The sequence below is a fragment of the Pseudomonas sp. 2(2015) genome, from assembly GCF_000955865.1.
Lineage (GTDB): Bacteria > Pseudomonadota > Gammaproteobacteria > Pseudomonadales > Pseudomonadaceae > Aquipseudomonas.
Genome location: NZ_JYOF01000004.1, coordinates 297,076 through 314,783 on the forward strand (window position 1 = coordinate 297,076; position 17,708 = coordinate 314,783).

Here is a 17,708-nt window from a genome sequence, read left to right on the forward strand (position 1 = left end):
CGGCACCCGGGTGGGGCGCCGGCGGTCGTTCTTGTTCTACTTCACCTGGGTAGTGGCGAAGTTGTTATTGGTGAGGGGGTTGATGTGGTACCCCTCAACGTTGTTGCGCATGGCGGTAAACATCTGCGGATGGGCCATGCTGATCCACGGTTGATCTTCATCGTACACCGCCAGGGCCTTTACATAGAGCGCTGCACGCTCATTGTTGTCGGTAACCTCGCGGGCCTTGGTGATCAACTGCTGGAAGGTTTGATTGCACCAGCGCGCATAGTTCTCGCCGCTTTTCACCGCGTCGCAACTAAGCAGCGGGCTGAGGAAGTTGTCCGGGTCGCCGTTGTCGCTGGCCCAGCCGGTCGAGACCATGTCGGCTTCGCCCTTCTTGGCCCGGCGCAGCATCTCGGCCCATTCCATCACGCGGATATCGACGGTCAGGCCGATCCTGGCCAGGTCCGCCTGAAGCATTTCAGCGCTCAGGCGCGGGTTGGGGTTGGTCGGGCCACCGCCGTTGCGGGTGAACAGGGTCAGCACCGTGCCTTCGGGCACGCCGGCTTCCTTGAGCAGGGCGCGGGCCTTGTCGAGGTCACGGGGCGGGTTCTGGTTGTCGGTGTTGTAGCCGATCATGCTCGGCGGGTAAGGGTTGACCGCGACCAGCGCGTTGCCCTTGCCGAACAGCTGGTCGACGTGGGTCTGGCGGTCGAAGGCAATGTTGATGGCTTTGCGCACGCGCACATCGCTCAGGTACTTGTGTTCGGTGTTGAGCGAGATGTAGCCGGTGGTCAGCGCTTCCATCTCGGCCACTTTCAATTTGGGGTCGGCCTTGATACTGGGAATGTCATCGGGCTTGGGGTACAGCGCCACCTGGCACTCGTTGGCCTTGAGCTTTTGCAGGCGCACATTGTTGTCGTTGGCGATGGCGAAGATCAGCGCATCGGCCGGAGGCTTGCCACGGAAGTAGTCCGGGTTGGCCTTGTAGCGCACCTGGGCGTCCTTGTTGTAGCGCTGGAAGATGAACGGGCCGGTGCCGATCGGCTTGTTGTTGAGGTCGCCGGTCTTGTTGGCCTTGAGCAACTGGTCGCCGTATTCGGCGGAGTAGATCGAGGTGAAGGCCATGGCCAGGTCACGCAAAAAAGGCGCTTCGGGCCGGGTCAGGGTGAAGACCACAGTGTGCTCGTCGGTCTTCTCGACGCTTTTGAGCAGGTCCTTGAAACCCATGCTCTCGAAGTAGGGGAAACCGATGCTGGTCTTGTTGTGCCACGGGTGATTAGGGTCCAGCTGTCGTCGGAAACTCCACAGCACGTCGTCGGCATTCATCTCGCGGGTAGGGGTGAAATAGTCGGTGGTGTGGAACTTGACCCCTTCGCGCAAGTGGAAGGTGTAGGTCAGGCCGTCATCGCTGATGTCCCAGCGCTCGGCCAGGGCCGGCTGGATATCGGTGGTGCCCGGGCGGAAGTCGACCAGGCGGTTGAAGATGGCCTCGGCCGAGGCGTCGGCGGTTACGGCGGTGGTGTACTGGACGATATCGAAGCCTTCCGGGCTGGCCTCGGTACACACCACCAGCGGCTTGGCTGAGAGGCCCGCCGCAGTACTCAACAGGACGGCTGCCAGGGCAGCCTGTAGCGGTAGCAGTTTCATGAAACCTCCTGCAATCGATTAACCAGAGTAGCCGTCCCGGCCGATTCGGCGAACCGACCGGGAAACCGCGTTCTAGAGGAAGTTGAAGGGAATGGTGGTGACAATCCGCAGCTCGTCCAGGCTACCGTCGATCTGGGCCTTGCTGGCCCGGTGCGCGGTGTAGGTGGCACGAATGGTGGTGTCCTTGAGCGAGCCGCTCTGCACCGCATAGGTGGTGCCGATACCCCACTCGTAGTGGTTCTCGCCGTCCAGGCCACGCACGTCGTAGCCGCTGCCGGTGTAGTGGGTGCCGTCGATGCCCCAGCCGCGCGCGTTATAGAGGTTGAACTTGAGGCCCGGCACGCCGTACTGGGCCATGTTCAGCACGTAGGCGATCTGCATCGATTTTTCGTTCGGGCCGTTGAAGTCCGAAAGCAGGGAGTTGGCCAGGAAGATCGCGTTGGTGTCGTGCAGGTAGTCGAAGTACTCGTTACCGTTGACCTGCTGGTAGGAGAAGGTCAGGTTGTGGGCCTGGTGGGTCAGGCCGAACGACAGGCTGTAGGTGTCGTTGTCGATGTCGCCAAGCTTGCTTTGGCCTTCATCCTTGGTCTTGTAGTAGTTCAGGCCGGTGGTCAGGCTCAGCACCGCGCTGTCGCCCAGCTCATGGCTGGCGCCGAAGTAATACTGGTTCCACAGGTCTTCGACGTTGGACACGTAGAAGCTGGTTTTCAGGCTTTTCAGCGGCTGGTAGTTCACACCGGCAATGTTGACGTGATCGGCTGAAAAGGCGCGATCACCGTACTCGGCAACGAATTTGCTGGTGCCCTGTTCGGTCCGGTTCGAGAGCCGGTCGAAGGTGCCGATGTCAAACGACAGGTTGTCGAATTCTTCGCTGTGCAAGCTCACACCTTCGAAGCTCGACGGCAAGGCGCGGTTGCCGATGTAGGCCAGTACCGGGGTGTCCATCGATTGGCGGCCGGCGGTCAGGGTGGTGTTGGACACCCGCGCCTTGACGTTGGCCAGGCCCATCTTGCTCCACTGGCCGATGACATCGCCGTCGCTGTGGGTCAGGGTGCGGTTGTTCGGCCCGGCCACCGCCGCGCGGCCACGCTCCAGGGCGATGGCGTTGTAGACGGCGACCTCGGTGCTGAAGCCGAAGGTACCTTCGGTAAAGCCCGAGGTGTAGTTGAGGATGGTGCCCTGCACCCAGTTGTCACGACTGTGGGTGTCGTGCTGGCTGCCGTCGCTCTTGTAGTACTTGAACAGCGGTGCGCGGGTGGCGCGTTCGCGGCCATACCAGTTGCGGGTCGAGCCGGACAGGCTCTGGCCTTCGATGAAGCCCTTGGCTTCACTCTGGGCGCTGGTGGCTTTGACGCTGACCGGAACATAGTCCTGGCTGGCGGGTTCGGCCTGGGCCATGGCTGACAGACCACTGAGGGACAGTGCCAGTACTGCGGTTTGGGTTCGTCTCAAGGTAAAGCTCCCTTTTCTTTTCTTCTTTTTAGTTACCGCCTGGCCTTGTGAGCTGGGCGTCTTGCCGGTTGGAACAAGGGTTTGCAATCGTTTGCTGCAAGGCAATCGGGCATATTCAGGCTGAGTTCGCCCGCGAAGGCGCTGCGCGCCCCCGAGGGAGAAAGCGGTTTTTTATTCGGTACTGACGCCTGAGAAGTTGTTGCGCCCGAAAGGACTTACCTTGAAATCCACGACCTTGGCACTGAGCGGCTGGTTGACCGTCGAGTGGGCGATCGGGGTGATGGGCAACTGTTGCCTGAGGCGCTGCTGCGCCTGCTGGTAGAGCAGGGTGCGTTGCTCGCGGTCGGTGATGGTCTTGGCTTTCTTGACCAGCGCGTCGTACTGCGGGTCGCACCACATGGAGTAGTTGTTGCTGCCTATCGCGTCACAGCTGTACAGGGTGCCCAACCAGTTGTCCGGGTCGCCGTTGTCGCCGGTCCAGCCGATCAGCGAGATGTCGTGTTCACCGTCCTTGGTGCGCTTGAGATATTCGCCCCACTCGTAGCTGACGATTTTCACTTTGAGGCCGACCTTGCCCCAGTCGGCCTGAAGCATTTCGGCCATCAGCTTGGCGTTGGGGTTGTACGGGCGTTGCACGGGCATGGCCCAGAGGGTGATTTCAGTGCCTTCCTTGACCCCGGCGGCCTTGAGCAGTTCGCGAGCCTTTTGCAGGTTGTAGCCGGCATCCTTGATGCTGTCGTCGTAGGACCACTGGGTCGGCGGCATGCTGCCCACCGCCAGTTGCCCGGCCTCCTGGTACACCGCCTTGACGATGGCCGGCTTGTTCACCGCCATGTCCAGGGCCTGGCGTACTTCAAGCTGGTCGAAGGGTTTGTGCTGAACGTTGTAGGCGATGTAGCCGAGGTTGAAGCCGGGTTTTTCGATGACCTGCAGCTTGGGGTCGCTCTTGAGTGCATCGAGATCGGCCGGGCGTGGATGCAGGGTGACCTGGCATTCGTTCTTGCGCAGTTTCTGGATGCGCACCGAGGGGTCGGTATTGATCGAGAAGATCAACTGCTCGATCTTCACCTGGCTCGGGTCCCAGTAGTCCTTGTTGCCGCGGTAGCGGATCTGCGAGTCCTTCTGGTAGCGCTGGAACACGAACGGGCCAGTGCCGATCGGCTTCTGGTTGATGTCGCTGGGGCGCCCGGAGGCCATCAACTGTTCAGCGTATTCGGCCGAGAGTACGGCGGCAAAACTCATTGCCAGGTTCTGCACGAAGGCGGCATCGATGCTGTTGAGGGTAAAGACCACGGTCATCGGCGCGGTCTTTTCGATGCGGGCGATGTTCTTGTCCAGGCTCATGCCGACGAAGTAGGGGAATTCGGTGGGGTAGGCCTTGCGAAACGGGTGGTCGCGGTCGAGCATGCGATTGAAGGTGAACAGCACGTCGTCAGCGTTGAAATCGCGACTGGGGGTGAAATCCTTGTTGTTGTGGAACTTGACCCCTTCGCGTAGGTGGAAGGTGTAGGTCAGGCCGCCGTCGGACACCTCCCAGCTCTTTGCCAGGGCCGGTTTGACGGCGGTCGCGCCGCGTTCGAATTCCACCAGGCGGTTGTAGATCGGCTCGGCGGCGTCGTTGTCGGTGGCGCTGGTGTATTGGGCGGTATCAAAACCGCCGGGGCTGCCTTCGGAGCAGAACACCAGGTTCTTGGCCAGGCCCGCAGGGGCCTGGGCGAGCAGGCCGAAGCCCAGCAGCGCTGCATAGATTGGAGTGTGGCGCATGACGATCCCTTCTCTCTTGTTGTTTTTTTCGCGGTCCATGGCGCACAGCCATACGAATCGCGCCGACTCTGCTGCACCCTTGACGGTAGAGCCATCAAAGCGCTGCAGATAGGTGCGATTACGCAGAGGTGTGTAGGAGGTATCCGATAGGGCGTGCGACGGTTCCGTGTCGATGCACTAGCGGCTGACCTGCCAGGCCATCAGGCTGCGGCCCCGGCTGCCGTGTGGCGTCGCGGGGCCGAGCCAGATGGCTGCTATTTGGTCACGCTGACCCCATAGAAGGAGTTCAAGCCAAACGGGCTGATCTTGAAGTCCTGTACGGTTGAACGCATAGGTTGATACACCGTCGAGTGAGCGATGGGTGTCATCGGAACCTGTTCTTTGAGGATGTGTTGCGCTTGCTTGTACAGCTCGGTGCGCTTGGCCTGGTCGGAGGTGGCCTTGGCTTGCTTGACCAGGTCGTCGTACGGCTTGTAGCACCACTTGGAGAAGTTGTTGCCTTCCAGGGCATCGCAGCCGAACAGGGTGCCCAGCCAGTTGTCCGGGTCACCGTTGTCACCGCTCCAGCCAATCAGCATGGCGCCGTTCTCGCCGCCCTTGGAGCGCTTGATGTACTCGCCCCACTCGTAGCTGACGATCTTGGCCTTGATGCCGATCTTGGCCCAGTCCGATTGCAGCATCTCGGCCATCAGCTTGGCATTGGGGTTGTACGGGCGTTGCACCGGCATGGCCCAGAGGTTGATCTCGGTGCCCTCCTTGATGCCGGCTTCCTTGAGCAGCTGCTTGGCCTTCTCGGGATCGTACTTGGCGTCCTTGATGGTGGTGTCGTAGGACCACTGGGTCGGCGGCATGGCGTTGACCGCCAGCTGGCCGGCGCCCTGGTACACCGAGTCGATGATCTGCTGCTTGTTTACCGCCATGTCCAGCGCTTCGCGAACCTTGAGCTGGGCCATCGGGTTGGGCTCGTTGCTGCCCTTGATCTTGTCCATCACGTTGTAGGCGATGTAGCCGAGGTTGAAGCCGGCCTGGTCAGGCATCTTCAGGTTCGGGTCGTTTTTCAGTGGCTCGATGTCGGCCGGGCGCGGGAACAGGGTGACCTGGCACTCGTTCTTTTTCAGCTTCTGCATGCGCACCGAGGCGTCGGTGGTGATGGCGAAGATCAGGTTGTCGATCTTCACATCCTCAGGCTTCCAGTAGTCCTTGTTGCCCTTGAAGCGGATCTGCGCGTCTTTCTGGTACTTGCTGAATACGAACGGGCCGGTGCCGATCGGCTTCTGGTTGATGTCGGCGGGCTTGCCCTGCTTGAGCAACTGGTCGGCGTATTCGGCGGACTGGATCGAGGCGAAGCTCATGGCCAGGTTCTGGATGAACGCTGCGTCGACGCCGTTGAGGGTGAACTTGACCGTGTGCTCGTCGAGCTTTTCGACCTTGGCGATGTTCTTGTCCATGCCCATGTCGGTGAAGTACGGGAACTCGGTAGGGTAGGCCTTGCGAAACGGCATGTCCTTGTCGAGCATCCGATTGAAGGTGAACAGCACGTCGTCGGCATTGAAGGCGCGCGTCGGCTTGAAGAATTCGGTGGTATGGAACTTGACCCCTTCGCGCAGGTGGAAGGTGTAGGTCAGGCCATCGTCGGAAATGTCCCAGCTGGTCGCCAGGCCCGGGATCACTGCGGTGCCGCCACGCTCGAACTGGCTCAGGCGGTTGAAGACGGTCTCGGCTGAGGCATCGAAGTCGGTTCCGGTGGTGTACTGGCCCGGGTCGAAGCCTGCGGGGCTGCCTTCGGAGCAAAACACCAGGTTAGTCGCCGCAAGGGCGGAAGGTGCGCCGGCAAGCAAGCCTGCGCCGACCAGAAACGGAATGACCGCGTGTTTGAGCATGGTGGCCTCATTGTTGTCATTTTTGATTTGAGGGGGCCTTGTGAGCCGACCTGCGGATACTTATGCAGGCCCCATACCCAATGCAACACTCAAAGGGATGGGTGACGGAAAACAGTGGGACGAACGTACAGGAATGTCGCATCCGTATAATTTTTTACGGAGTTGATCGTTTGCGAGGGGGTGTTTCAGGTTGTTTCGAAGACGTTGTCTCACTATCGAGTCAGTCTTTGCGCTAATTTGGGGCGCGAGGTGCTACAAGTAACAGGGTTCGCGACAGCCGAAACTGCCGCGAACCAGCAGAAAAGTAACGTTGCTTACGGCATCTGGACTTCAATGGTGCCATCGGCACTCATGGTCACGTCGGTGGTGCCGGCTTCGATTTCCGGAGCGGGCGCTGCGTCTGCGGCCATGCCGGCGGCTTTCATCATCATCGGTGCGCTACGGGCATAAGGATGCGGGTAACCGCTGCTGTTGAGGTTCAGGTTGACCACTTTGTAGCCTTTGCCGCCCAGGGCTTCGGTGGCCAGTTGGGCACGGGCCTTGAAGGCGTTGACGGCATCCTTGAGCAGGTCGTCTTCGCTGGTTTTGCGCGTGGCCGGGGCGATGGAGAAGTCCATGCCGCCCATTTTCAGGTCCTGCAGCAGGGTGCCGGTGAGTTGCGACAGGGCCGGGAAGTTGGCGCTTTCCAGGCGCAGCTCGGCGCGTTCGCGCCAGCCGGTGATCTTCTGACCCTTGTTGTCGTAGATCGGGTAGCTGTTGCGGCTGCCCTGGCTGATCTTCACATCCTTGACTTCGCGCGCCTGTTTCACCGCCTTGTTCATGGTTTCGGTGATTTCAGTGGCCAGCTTGCCCGGGTCGGTATTTTGCGCTTCGCTGTACAGGGTCACGACCATCAGGTCGCGGGCCACTTCCTTGCTGACTTCGGCGCGCAGCGAAATCTGGTTGTAGCGCGGGGCCTCATCGGCCAGGGCCGGAAGGCTGGCTAGCAAGCTGGTGGCCATCGCCAGGGCGGCGCTGCTGCGGGTGATCGACATGTATGACTCCTTGAAAGTGTGGCGCGGGCACTGAACACAAGCAGTGCACGCTGGCCCATGAGACTGGCAACAGTGTAGTGAGGTTCAAAATGGCCATCATTGTTATGTAAAAAAGTGTGGCGCTTTGCCGCATCACTGCAGACCAGGCCGCAGCTTCGGTATACTCGCGACGATTCGCCTGGAGCACTCATCAGGAGAGCTCATGCTCGCCCCCGTACAAATGCTGTCTGCAACCCGTCAGAACCTCTGGCGCCTGACCTTCATCCGCATCCTGGTGCTTGCCGCCCAGGCCGGCTCGGTCGGTGTCGCCTACTGGACCGAACTGCTGCCGCTGCCGTGGCTGTCGCTGGTCATTACCCTCGGCCTGTCGATGCTGCTGTGCGCGTTCACGGCCCTGCGCCTGCGCCTGACCCTGCCGGTCACCGAGCTGGAATATGCCTTCCAGCTGGCCTGTGACCTGCTGATCCACAGTGCCTTGCTGTACTACTCGGGCGGTTCGACCAACCCCTTCGTGTCCTATTACCTGGTGCCGCTGGCCATTGCCGCGGTGACCTTGCCCTGGGTCTATTCGCTGATCCTCTCCGGTATTGCCCTGGCCGCCTACAGCTTGCTGCTGGTGCAGTTCTATCCGCTCGAGACCTTCCCTATGGCCCGGGAGAAGATGCAGGTCTACGGCATGTGGCTGAGTATCGCCCTGGCAGCTGCGGTGATTACCTTCTTCGCCGCGAAGATGGCCGAAGAGCTGCGCCGCCAGGAGCAACTGCGCGCCGAACGCCGAGAGGAGGGCCTGCGCGACCAGCAACTGCTGGCCGTGGCCACCCAGGCCGCTGGCGCTGCCCATGAGCTGGGCACGCCGCTGGCGACCATGAGCGTATTGATCAAGGAAATGCGCCAGGACCACAGCGACCCGCTGCTGCAGGAAGACCTGGCAGTGCTGCAGGACCAGGTCAAGTTGTGTAAAGAGACCCTGCAGAACCTGGTGCGTGCTGCTGAAGCCAACCGGCGCCTGGCGGTCGAGAACCAGGAAGTGACCTTCTGGCTCGACGAAGCGCTCAACCGCTGGCACCTGATGCGCCCCGAGGCCAGTTACCGCTTCCAGCGCCTGGGCCAGGGCAATGTGCCGCGCCTGGCGCCGCCGCCGGACCTCACCCAGGCCCTGCTGAACCTGTTGAACAATGCCGCCGATGCTTGCCCGGACGACCTGGAAGTGCGCCTGGACTGGGACGCCCAGGACATGGTGATCAGCATCCGCGACCACGGCCCGGGCGTGCCGGCAGCGATTGCCGAATCGATCGGCAAACCCTTCTTTACCACCAAGGGCAAAGGCTTCGGCCTGGGCCTGTTCTTGAGCAAGGCCAGCGTGACCCGTGCGGGCGGCTCGGTAAAACTCTATAGTCATGAAGAAGGCGGTACGCTCACCGAGCTGCGCCTGCCGCGTGACGCGCGAGGAGATGTGTGATGAGTGATGAAATCCAGGTTGAAGGCGAAGAGCTGCCGCACCTGCTGCTGGTTGACGACGACGCTACCTTTACCCGGGTAATGGCCCGGGCCATGAGTCGCCGCGGCTTTCGCGTGAGCACCGCAGGTTCTGCCGAAGAGGGCCTGAAAATCGCCCAGGACGACGTGCCGGACTATGCCACGCTGGACCTGAAGATGGATGGCGATTCGGGCCTGGTACTGTTGCCCAAGCTGCTGGAACTGGACCCGGAAATGCGCGTGGTGATCCTCACCGGTTACTCGAGCATCGCCACCGCAGTCGAGGCGATCAAGCGCGGTGCCTGCAACTACCTGTGCAAGCCCGCCGACGCCGACGATGTGCTGGCCGCGCTACTTTCCGAGCACGCCGACCTCGACAGCCTGGTGCCGGAAAACCCGATGTCGGTGGACCGCCTGCAGTGGGAACACATCCAGCGCGTGCTGACTGAACATGAAGGCAATATCTCCGCCACCGCCCGGGCCCTGGGCATGCACCGGCGGACCTTGCAGCGCAAGCTGCAAAAGCGCCCGGTTCGGCGCTGATTGACTATCGCGGGGCAAGCCCGCTCCTACTGTAGGAGCGGGCTTGCCCCGCGATCAATTTATTTGCCGCCGAGGATCGTTCGATCCACCCGCACTGCCAGTTGCCCGGCCCCGGGCGCGGCATCGAATACCACCTTGCCGCTTTCAGCCAGCTTGGCCCGACCCACCACCACGCCATCGCGCAGCAGCTCCAGGGGTACATCCTTGAGGGGCTGGCCCGACGCCAGCTCAATGTTCAGGGTAATGCTCATGAGTGATTTCCTTATCACGGCTGTTGATCGATATAGGTCGTGGTGCCCGCATCCAGCGAGGCGATCAGTTCCGGCGAACCGCCGCGGAACTGGCGGAACAGATTGCGCGACACCGACTTGCCGGAGGTGTCCAGCGGCACCGTCAGGGTCGGTTGGAAGCGCTCGGTCAGTTCGGTGTAGTCGCTCCACGGGCCAATGTAGGACTCGTTGAAACCGTTGACCACGCTCACCGCATAACGCACGGCATGGCCGGGCAGCCAGTTGGGCTGGCTCGGTACCTGGGTCTGCCAGCCGTCGGCGCGAATGCTCGGGGCGCTGGCAGGGGCATCGAGGTAGCCGGTGGGTTTGTTCGGGCTGTAGTCCTTGAGCAGCAGGTAGGTACTCCAGCCCCACCAGTTGTCGATCTGCGCCGGGTCATTGAGGTTGTTGACGTCGGCGCGGCGCATCAGCTTGCCGTTGCGCAGGGCAAACAGTGGGGCGAAGTTGCCTGGCACCTGTCCTTCCACGGCAGCTTGCAAGTCAGCGGCGATGCGCAGGGCACCATAGGCTGTCGGCGCCGGCAGGTTGCCGGTGTCGAATGCCTGGAAGATCTCATCGGCAGACTTCTGCACCGCCAGGCCCACCTGTTTGCGGTTGGCGACGTCGATGCTGTCGAAGTAGCGCTTGTCGCCATAGCCGCGCCAGGTATCGCCCTGGGCATTGCGCAGCACCAGGCCGTACTTGCTGTCTTCATCGTGCATGAAGCGCGAGATCAGCGAGCCGAGGTCGGCCGGGGTGACGTTGTCCTTGATCGCCTTGCGCGGTACCCGCACGTGGCCGGCGGAGAACAGGTCAGTGAGGAAGTGGTCGGCGAAGGCGTTCATCGCGTAGGCCAGTTCCAGCTGCCCGTCATCGCCGCTGGCGCGAGCTTTCACGGCCTGGCGCAAGGCGGCGGTATGGCCGGCGACATACGCCAGCAGCGCCCATTCACCGAAGTGGTCCCAGTTGCTGGCGGCCAGCTTGAGATAGCGACCCAGGGGGAACATTGGCGAAACGAAGCTGCCGCCGCCGGTGATCTTGTTCCACTCTTCCGAGAGGGTGTCGCCCAACTGGTCGTAGGCTTCATGAGGCTGGCGACCGTCTTTGATCGCCTGGTTGGCGGCGGCGATTTCCCGCTGCATGACCGCGAGGATCTTGCCGGCTTCTTCCCGGGAGGCGGGAAGCACGGCCAGTGAATCAAAGGCGGCGACAAAACGTTCAACGCGTTCTTCGGCTGTGGCGCCATCGGCAATCGGCCGCTCGGGAATGCCATAGAAATCACCACCCAGGGCGACGATCTGGCCGTAGCTTAGGCTCAGGCTATTGGCCAGGTGCAGGGCGACTTTCCAGGCTGGGATCGGCGCGCTGTCGTGGCTGAAGCGCAGCAGGGTGTTGTCGCCGATGGCGGTGTGTTCGCCGCCTTCGAAGCGCAATACCGGCTTGCCACTGGCAGGCGGTTTGGCCGCCAGGCCAAGGCGGTGGTACTTGATCGTGTGATGGCCGTCGAGCACCAGCACCAGGCGGGCGTCAGGGCCGGGAATGTTGATGCCGCTGACGCTGAACAGGGCGTCGAGGTCGGCGACCACGGTGGTGGCGAGCGCCTTTTGGGCGTGCAGTCCAGTTTGCATACCTGACATATTCAACTCCTTTGAGATGTCATGGATTTACCTAAATAACTGTATGTATGTACAGTTGTTTCGATCATATCCAAACCATTTCCTACGTCAACAACTCTTTTTTCTTACACAGGAATACGATTCATCAATCGGTGGCTGACGTATCATTAGCCCCCTAACGACAGCCATCGGGACCACCCTGCATGCTCGCCCTCTTTATCCAGACGCTGAACATCACGGCGCCGGTGTTCGCCATGCTGTTCATGGGCGTGCTGCTCAAACGCATCAAGGCCATCAACGACGGCTTCATCCACACCGCCTCGTCGCTGGTGTTCAACGTGTGCATGCCGGCGCTGCTGTTTTTGGGGATCTACCACGCCGACCTGACGGCGGCGGTCAAGCCCGGGCTGCTGGTGTTCTTCGTGGTCGCCACCCTGGGCAGTTTTGCCCTGGCCTGGGGCTTCGCCCTGTGGCGCTGCCCGCGTGAAGACCGCGGCATCTACACCCAGGGCGGCTTTCGCGGCAACAACGGGGTTATCGGCCTGGCACTGGCGGCAAGCATGTATGGCGATTACGGCATTTCGCTGGGGGCGATCCTCGCCGGCCTGGTGATACTGCTGTACAACTCGCTGTCGTCGGTGGTGCTGGCGGTGTACAGCCCGAGCATGAAGTCCGACCCCTGGAGCATCTGCAAGAGTATCCTGCGCAACCCGCTGATCATCAGCGTGCTGCTCGCCACGCCCATGGCCTACGGGCAAGTGCCGCTGCCCAACTGGTTGCTGACCTCCGGTGATTACTTGGCGCAGATGACCCTGCCGCTGGCATTGATCTGCATTGGCGGTACCCTGTCGCTGGCGTCACTGCGCGAAATCGGTGGCCTGGCGGTCAGCGCCAGCCTGGTGAAGATGATCTGGTTGCCGGTGATCGGCACCCTGGCGGCCTGGCTTTGCGGCTTTCGCGGCGCGGAGCTGGGTATCCTGTTCCTGTACATCGGCAGCCCGACCGCCGCGGCCAGTTATGTGATGGCCCGCGCGGCCAACGGTAACCATGAGCTGGCCGCCTCGATCATCGTAATTACTACGCTGATGGCCGCCATAACCACGAATATCGGCATTTTCCTCTTGCAGTGGGGCGGCTGGATCTAGATTCTGTGCCGACAATAAAGCTAACACTGCCTTCCACCTTCAAGGACATTTCATGCAAGAACAGAACCCCCCAGAGCGATTACAGCGCGGGTTGAAGAATCGCCATATCCAGTTGATTGCCCTGGGTGGCGCCATCGGTACCGGCCTGTTCCTGGGTATTGCCCAGACCATCCAGATGGCCGGTCCGGCCGTGCTGCTGGGGTATGCGATTGCCGGCCTGATGGCGTTCTTTATCATGCGCCAGCTGGGCGAGATGGTGGTCGACGAGCCGGTAGCCGGCAGCTTCAGCCACTTTGCCCACCGCTACTGGAACGAGTTCGCCGGTTTTGTTTCCGGCTGGAACTACTGGGTGGTCTATGTGCTGGTCGGCATGGCCGAGCTGACGGCCGTGGGTATCTACGTGCAGTACTGGTGGCCGGACTTCCCGACCTGGGCGACGGCGGCGATCTTCTTCGTGGTGATCAACCTGATCAACCTCACCCAGGTGAAGGTCTACGGCGAAATGGAGTTCTGGTTCGCCCTGGTCAAGGTCATCGCCATCGTCAGCATGATCGGCTTTGGCGCCTGGCTGCTGGCCAGCGGCAATGGCGGGCCGGACGCCAGCGTCGCCAACCTCTGGCAGTACGGCGGCTTCTTCCCCAACGGCTTCAGCGGTTTGCTGATGGCCATGGCGGTGATCATGTTCTCCTTCGGCGGCCTGGAACTGGTCGGTATCACCGCTGCCGAAGCCGACAACCCGCGCCACAGCATTCCGCGTGCCACCAACCAGGTGGTCTATCGCATCCTGATTTTCTACATCGGCGCCCTGGCGGTGCTGCTGTCGCTGTACCCGTGGCAGAAGGTGGTGCAGGGCGGCAGCCCGTTCGTGATGATCTTCCACAACCTGGACAGCAACCTGGTGGCGACCATCCTCAACGTGGTGGTACTGACCGCCGCGCTGTCGGTGTACAACAGTTGCGTGTACTGCAACAGCCGCATGCTGTTCGGTCTGGCCAGCCAGGGTGACGCGCCGCGTGCGCTGCTCAAGGTCAACCGCCGTGGCGTGCCGCTGACGGCCCTCGGTGTTTCTGCCCTGGCCACCGGCTTGTGCGTGCTGATCAACTACCTGATGCCGGGCGAAGCCTTTGGCCTGCTGATGGCTCTGGCGGTCTCGGCGCTGGTGATCAACTGGGCCAGCATCAGCATCACCCACCTTAAATTCCGCCGCGCCAAGCAGGCGTCGGGCGAGTCGACCTTCTACAAGAGCTGGGGCCACCCGGTGACCAACTACCTGTGCCTGGCGTTCATCGGCCTGATTCTGGTGGTGATGTACCTGACCCCGCCGATCCGCATTTCGGTGATGCTGATCCCGGCCTGGATCGCCACCCTGGGTGTGGCGTTCTGGCTGAAGAAGAAAAGTCAGAAGGCCGTCGTCGTCAGCAACTGACGGCCTTGGCGCAAGTGATCGATCAGCTCTGCGGGTAGCTGTCGATCACTTCCTGGGCGGCGCGAAAGGCATCGACCGCTGCCGGCACGCCGGCGTACACCGCGCAGTGCAGCAGCGCCTCGCGAATTTCCTCGACCGTACAACCGTTGTTCAGGGCGCCACGCACGTGGCCCTTGAGCTCCTGCGGGCATTTGAGTGCGGTGAGGGCGGCAAGGGTGATCAGGCTGCGGGTTTTCAGCGGCAGGCCTTCGCGGCTCCAGACGCTGCCCCAGGCATGTTCGTTGACGAAGTCCTGCAGCGGCTGGCTGAAGTCGGTGGCATTGCTCAAAGCGCGATCGACGAAGGCATCGCCCATGACCTGGCGGCGAACCTGTTCGCCGGATTTGTTGTTGTCGCCCATGTTGTTTTCCTTAGTGTTGGCGGCGCCAGGCACGCAGGGTGGTGTACAGCAGCAACGCCCCCAGTGCTGGCAATGCGTAGAACAGCATCAGTTTTTCAAGCCGGCTGGCCAGCGGCATGCCGGTGGTGAAAGCCACCACATGCAGACCATAAGCCAGGTACAGGCAGAGGAACACCAGCCCTTCGGCGCGGGTCACCCGGTAACCGGAGTAGAACACCGGCAGCGCCAGCACCGCGACCCCGAGCATCACCGGCAGGTCGAAGGCCAGGGCATTGGGCGAGATCGACAGCGGCTCGGGGGCGACCAACGCGGTCAGGCCGAGCACCGCCAGCAGGTTGAACAGGTTGCTGCCGATCACGTTGCCCACGGCGATCTCCCGCTCGCCACGCAGGGCGGCGATCAGCGAGGTGGCCAGTTCCGGTAGCGAGGTGCAGACCGCGACCACAGTCAGGCCGATGACCCGCTCTGACAGGCCCAGGTCTTGCGCCACCTCTACCGCTGCCTCAAGCAGCAGATGGCCGGCCAGGCTGAGCAGGCCAAGCCCGGCCAGCATCAGCAGCACACTACCAAGCCAGAACCGGCCGCCACGCTGCGGGCGCGGTCCGGGGGACGGGTAGGTGCGCGCGTGGTGGCGGGACTGGTGCCAGAGGATCGCCAGGTAGCCGAACAGGCCACACAGCAGCAGGGCTCCTTCCAGGCGCCCGAGCAGTTCGTTGAAGGCCAGCAGGTACACCGCCAGGCTCGCGGCGATCATCAGCGGGATGTCCAGGCGAACCAGCTGGCGCGAGACCCGCAGCGGGATGATCAGCGCGGCCAGGCCCAGGGTCACGAGGATGTTGAAGATGTTACTGCCGATCACGCTGCCGACCGCGACATCCGGCGCGCCGGTGTAGGCCGCCTGCAGGCTGACGGTCAGTTGCGGCGCGCTGCTGCCGAATGCCACCAGGCTCAGGCCGATGATCAATGGCCGCACTTGCAGGCTGGCGGCCAGGCGCAGGGCGGCGCGCACCAGCAGTTCGGCGCCGGCGATCAGCAACAGCAGGCCGATGCTCAACTGCAGCAGGCTGAAAGTGGGTAAAGCGGCCAGGTCGAAAATGGTCGGGCTCCGGGGTCAGGTCAATCGCTGAGACTTTGTACCCGTACGCGCGCGGTTCCGCTACGGATCATCCCGAGTTTATCCGCGGCGGCGCGCGACAGGTCGATCAGCCGGCCACGGGTATGCGGGCCGCGGTCGTTGATGCGCACCACGACGCTGCGTTCGTTGTTGAGGTTGGTGACCTTGACCCGTGTGCCGAAGGGCAGGCTGCGGTGGGCGGCGGTCATGCCGTGCTGGTTGAAAGGCTCGCCACTGGCGGTGCGTTTACCGTGGTGACGGGAGCCGTAATAGGAGGCGGTGCCGGTCTTGTCGTAACCGCGGGGGTCGATATCGTGGCTGGCGCAACCGGCCAGCAGGCTGAAGAGCGCGAGTGCGCTGAGGGGACGCCACATCAAATCAGTTGCTCCGAGGTGAAGTGATCACCTGTGGGAGCCGGCGTTGCCGGCGATGGGCTGCTCGGCAGCCCCAGAAACTGGCAAGGCTTCGCCTTGCATCGCCGGCAACGCCGGCTCCCACAGGGTGACGCGATTACCCTTCGAGCTTGCTCTTGAGCAATTGGTTCACTTGCTGCGGGTTGGCCTTGCCTTTGGAGGCTTTCATGGCCTGGCCGACGAAGAAGCCGAACATCTTGCCGCGCTTGGCTTCATCCGCAGCGCGGTATTGCTCGACCTGCTCGGCGTTGGCGGCCAGCACTTCGTCCAGGACCTTCTCGATCGCACCGCTGTCGGTGACCTGCTTGAGGCCCTCGGCTTCGATGATCTGGTCGGCATCGCCGTCGCCGGCGGCCATCTTCTCGAACACCACCTTGGCAATCTTACCGCTGATGGTGTTGTCGAGGATGCGCTTGAGCATGCCGCCCAGGTGCTCGGCAGTGACCGGCGACTGGTCGATTTCCAGGCCCAGCTTGTTCAGCAGGCTGCCCAGCTCGACCATGACCCAGTTGGCGGCAAGCTTGGCGTCGCCGCACACACCGACCACCTGTTCAAAGTAGTCGGCCTGTTCGCGGCTGGTCGCCAGGACGTTGGCGTCATAGGCCGAAAGGCCGAACTGGCTCTGGAAGCGCTCACGCTTTTGCGGTGGCAGTTCCGGCAAGGTGGCGCGCACCTCTTCAAGGAAGGCGCTTTCGATGACCACCGGCAGCAGGTCCGGGTCGGGGAAGTAACGGTAGTCGTTGGCTTCCTCCTTGCTGCGCATGGAGCGGGTCTCGTCCTTGTTCGGATCGTACAGGCGGGTTTCCTGGATGACCCGGCCGCCGTCTTCGATCAGCTCGATCTGGCGCTGCACTTCGGTGTTGATCGCGCGCTCGATGAAGCGGAACGAGTTGACGTTCTTGATCTCGCAGCGGGTACCGAACTCGGCCTGGCCCTTGGGGCGAACCGAGACGTTGCAGTCGCAACGCAGCGAGCCTTCGGCCATGTTGCCGTCGCAGATGCCCAGGTAGCGCACCAGGGCGTGGATGGCCTTGACGTAGGCCACGGCCTCCTTGGCGTTGCGCATGTCCGGCTCGGAGACGATCTCCAGCAGCGGGGTGCCGGCGCGGTTGAGGTCGATGCCGGTGGAGCCGCTGAAGTCTTCGTGCAGGCTCTTGCCGGCGTCTTCTTCAAGGTGCGCACGGGTAATGCCAACGCGCTTGACCGTGCCGTCTTCGAGGGCGATGTCCAGGTGGCCCTTGCCAACGATCGGCAGCTCCATCTGGCTGATCTGGTAGCCCTTGGGCAGGTCGGGGTAGAAGTAGTTCTTGCGCGCGAACACGTTGTGCTGGCCGATCTCGGCATCGATGGCCAGGCCGAACATGCAGGCCATGCGCACCGCTTCCTGGTTGAGCACCGGCAGTACGCCGGGCATGCCCAGATCGATCAGGCTGGCCTGGGTGTTCGGCTCGGAGCCGAAAGTGGTGGCGCTGCCGGAGAAAATCTTCGACTGGGTGGCGAGCTGGGTGTGAATCTCCAGCCCGATGACAACTTCCCATTGCATG

Annotated in this window: 15 protein-coding genes; 4 read left to right on the forward strand and 11 right to left on the reverse strand. The window is 62.2% G+C overall.

Features of this window, described 5'->3' with window-relative positions; translation table 11 throughout:
* Nucleotides 1-36: 36 nt before the first annotated feature.
* The 5 genes from UB48_RS09580 to UB48_RS09600 all read right to left on the reverse strand — a co-directional run bounded on the left by UB48_RS09580 (nucleotide 37) and on the right by UB48_RS09600 (nucleotide 7,762).
* A complete protein-coding gene (locus UB48_RS09580) occupies nucleotides 37-1,632 on the reverse strand; it encodes an ABC transporter substrate-binding protein (protein WP_045196276.1) in 1,596 nt (531 codons plus the stop codon).
* Nucleotides 1,633-1,704: 72 nt separating this feature from the next.
* Nucleotides 1,705-3,030 carry an OprD family porin gene (locus tag UB48_RS09585; protein ID WP_045196278.1) on the reverse strand — a complete coding sequence of 442 codons (1,326 nt, stop codon included), beginning with the start codon at nucleotides 3,028-3,030 and terminating at the stop codon, nucleotides 1,705-1,707.
* A gap of 225 nt (nucleotides 3,031-3,255) precedes the next feature.
* Nucleotides 3,256-4,848 (reverse strand): ABC transporter substrate-binding protein, encoded by a 1,593-nt coding sequence (locus UB48_RS09590; RefSeq protein WP_045196594.1) that lies wholly within the window; start codon nucleotides 4,846-4,848, stop codon nucleotides 3,256-3,258.
* Between the two features lie 254 nt (nucleotides 4,849-5,102).
* Complete coding sequence (locus UB48_RS09595; protein WP_045196280.1) at nucleotides 5,103-6,728, reverse strand: ABC transporter substrate-binding protein; 1,626 nt, start codon at nucleotides 6,726-6,728, stop codon at nucleotides 5,103-5,105.
* Between the two features lie 314 nt (nucleotides 6,729-7,042).
* Nucleotides 7,043-7,762, reverse strand: coding sequence for an SIMPL domain-containing protein (locus UB48_RS09600; protein WP_045196282.1), 720 nt, complete (start codon nucleotides 7,760-7,762; stop codon nucleotides 7,043-7,045).
* 202 nt (nucleotides 7,763-7,964) lie between these two features.
* Here UB48_RS09600 and UB48_RS09605 point away from each other — a divergent pair, with 202 nt between their 5' ends.
* Together UB48_RS09605 and UB48_RS09610 are read left to right on the forward strand one after the other, a co-directional pair.
* The gene (locus UB48_RS09605) at nucleotides 7,965-9,221 is read left to right on the forward strand and encodes an ATP-binding protein (RefSeq protein ID WP_045196284.1); all 1,257 of its coding nucleotides are present in this window, start codon (nucleotides 7,965-7,967) and stop codon (nucleotides 9,219-9,221) included.
* Nucleotides 9,221-9,781, forward strand: coding sequence for a response regulator transcription factor (locus tag UB48_RS09610; protein WP_010223415.1), 561 nt, complete (start codon nucleotides 9,221-9,223; stop codon nucleotides 9,779-9,781). The genes UB48_RS09605 and UB48_RS09610 overlap by 1 nt, the downstream gene beginning before the upstream one ends.
* Before the next feature lie 59 nt (nucleotides 9,782-9,840).
* Here UB48_RS09610 and UB48_RS09615 read toward each other — a convergent pair whose 3' ends face one another.
* Both UB48_RS09615 and UB48_RS09620 read right to left on the reverse strand, forming a co-directional pair.
* A complete protein-coding gene (locus UB48_RS09615; RefSeq protein WP_045196286.1) occupies nucleotides 9,841-10,032 on the reverse strand; it encodes a hypothetical protein in 192 nt (63 codons plus the stop codon).
* 14 nt (nucleotides 10,033-10,046) lie between these two features.
* The gene (locus UB48_RS09620) at nucleotides 10,047-11,687 is read right to left on the reverse strand and encodes a hypothetical protein (protein WP_045196288.1); all 1,641 of its coding nucleotides are present in this window, start codon (nucleotides 11,685-11,687) and stop codon (nucleotides 10,047-10,049) included.
* 182 nt (nucleotides 11,688-11,869) lie between these two features.
* On the opposite strand from UB48_RS09620, the gene UB48_RS09625 reads away from it, so the two are divergent.
* Nucleotides 11,870-12,811 carry an AEC family transporter gene (locus UB48_RS09625; protein ID WP_045196291.1) on the forward strand — a complete coding sequence of 314 codons (942 nt, stop codon included), beginning with the start codon at nucleotides 11,870-11,872 and terminating at the stop codon, nucleotides 12,809-12,811.
* Between the two features lie 52 nt (nucleotides 12,812-12,863).
* A complete protein-coding gene (locus tag UB48_RS09630; protein ID WP_045196293.1) occupies nucleotides 12,864-14,237 on the forward strand; it encodes an amino acid permease in 1,374 nt (457 codons plus the stop codon).
* 22 nt (nucleotides 14,238-14,259) lie between these two features.
* On the opposite strand, the gene UB48_RS09635 is transcribed toward UB48_RS09630, so the two are convergent.
* From UB48_RS09635 to gatB, 4 genes are all read right to left on the reverse strand, one after another.
* Nucleotides 14,260-14,637 (reverse strand): carboxymuconolactone decarboxylase family protein, encoded by a 378-nt coding sequence (locus tag UB48_RS09635; protein WP_045196295.1) that lies wholly within the window; start codon nucleotides 14,635-14,637, stop codon nucleotides 14,260-14,262.
* A gap of 10 nt (nucleotides 14,638-14,647) precedes the next feature.
* A complete protein-coding gene (locus tag UB48_RS09640; RefSeq protein WP_045196297.1) occupies nucleotides 14,648-15,691 on the reverse strand; it encodes a calcium/sodium antiporter in 1,044 nt (347 codons plus the stop codon).
* Between the two features lie 62 nt (nucleotides 15,692-15,753).
* Nucleotides 15,754-16,125: a septal ring lytic transglycosylase RlpA family protein gene (locus tag UB48_RS09645; protein ID WP_045196299.1), complete on the reverse strand. Its 372-nt coding sequence runs from the start codon at nucleotides 16,123-16,125 to the stop codon at nucleotides 15,754-15,756.
* Between the two features lie 136 nt (nucleotides 16,126-16,261).
* A complete protein-coding gene (gatB, locus tag UB48_RS09650) occupies nucleotides 16,262-17,707 on the reverse strand; it encodes an Asp-tRNA(Asn)/Glu-tRNA(Gln) amidotransferase subunit GatB (RefSeq protein ID WP_045196301.1) in 1,446 nt (481 codons plus the stop codon).
* Nucleotide 17,708 lies beyond the last annotated feature (1 nt).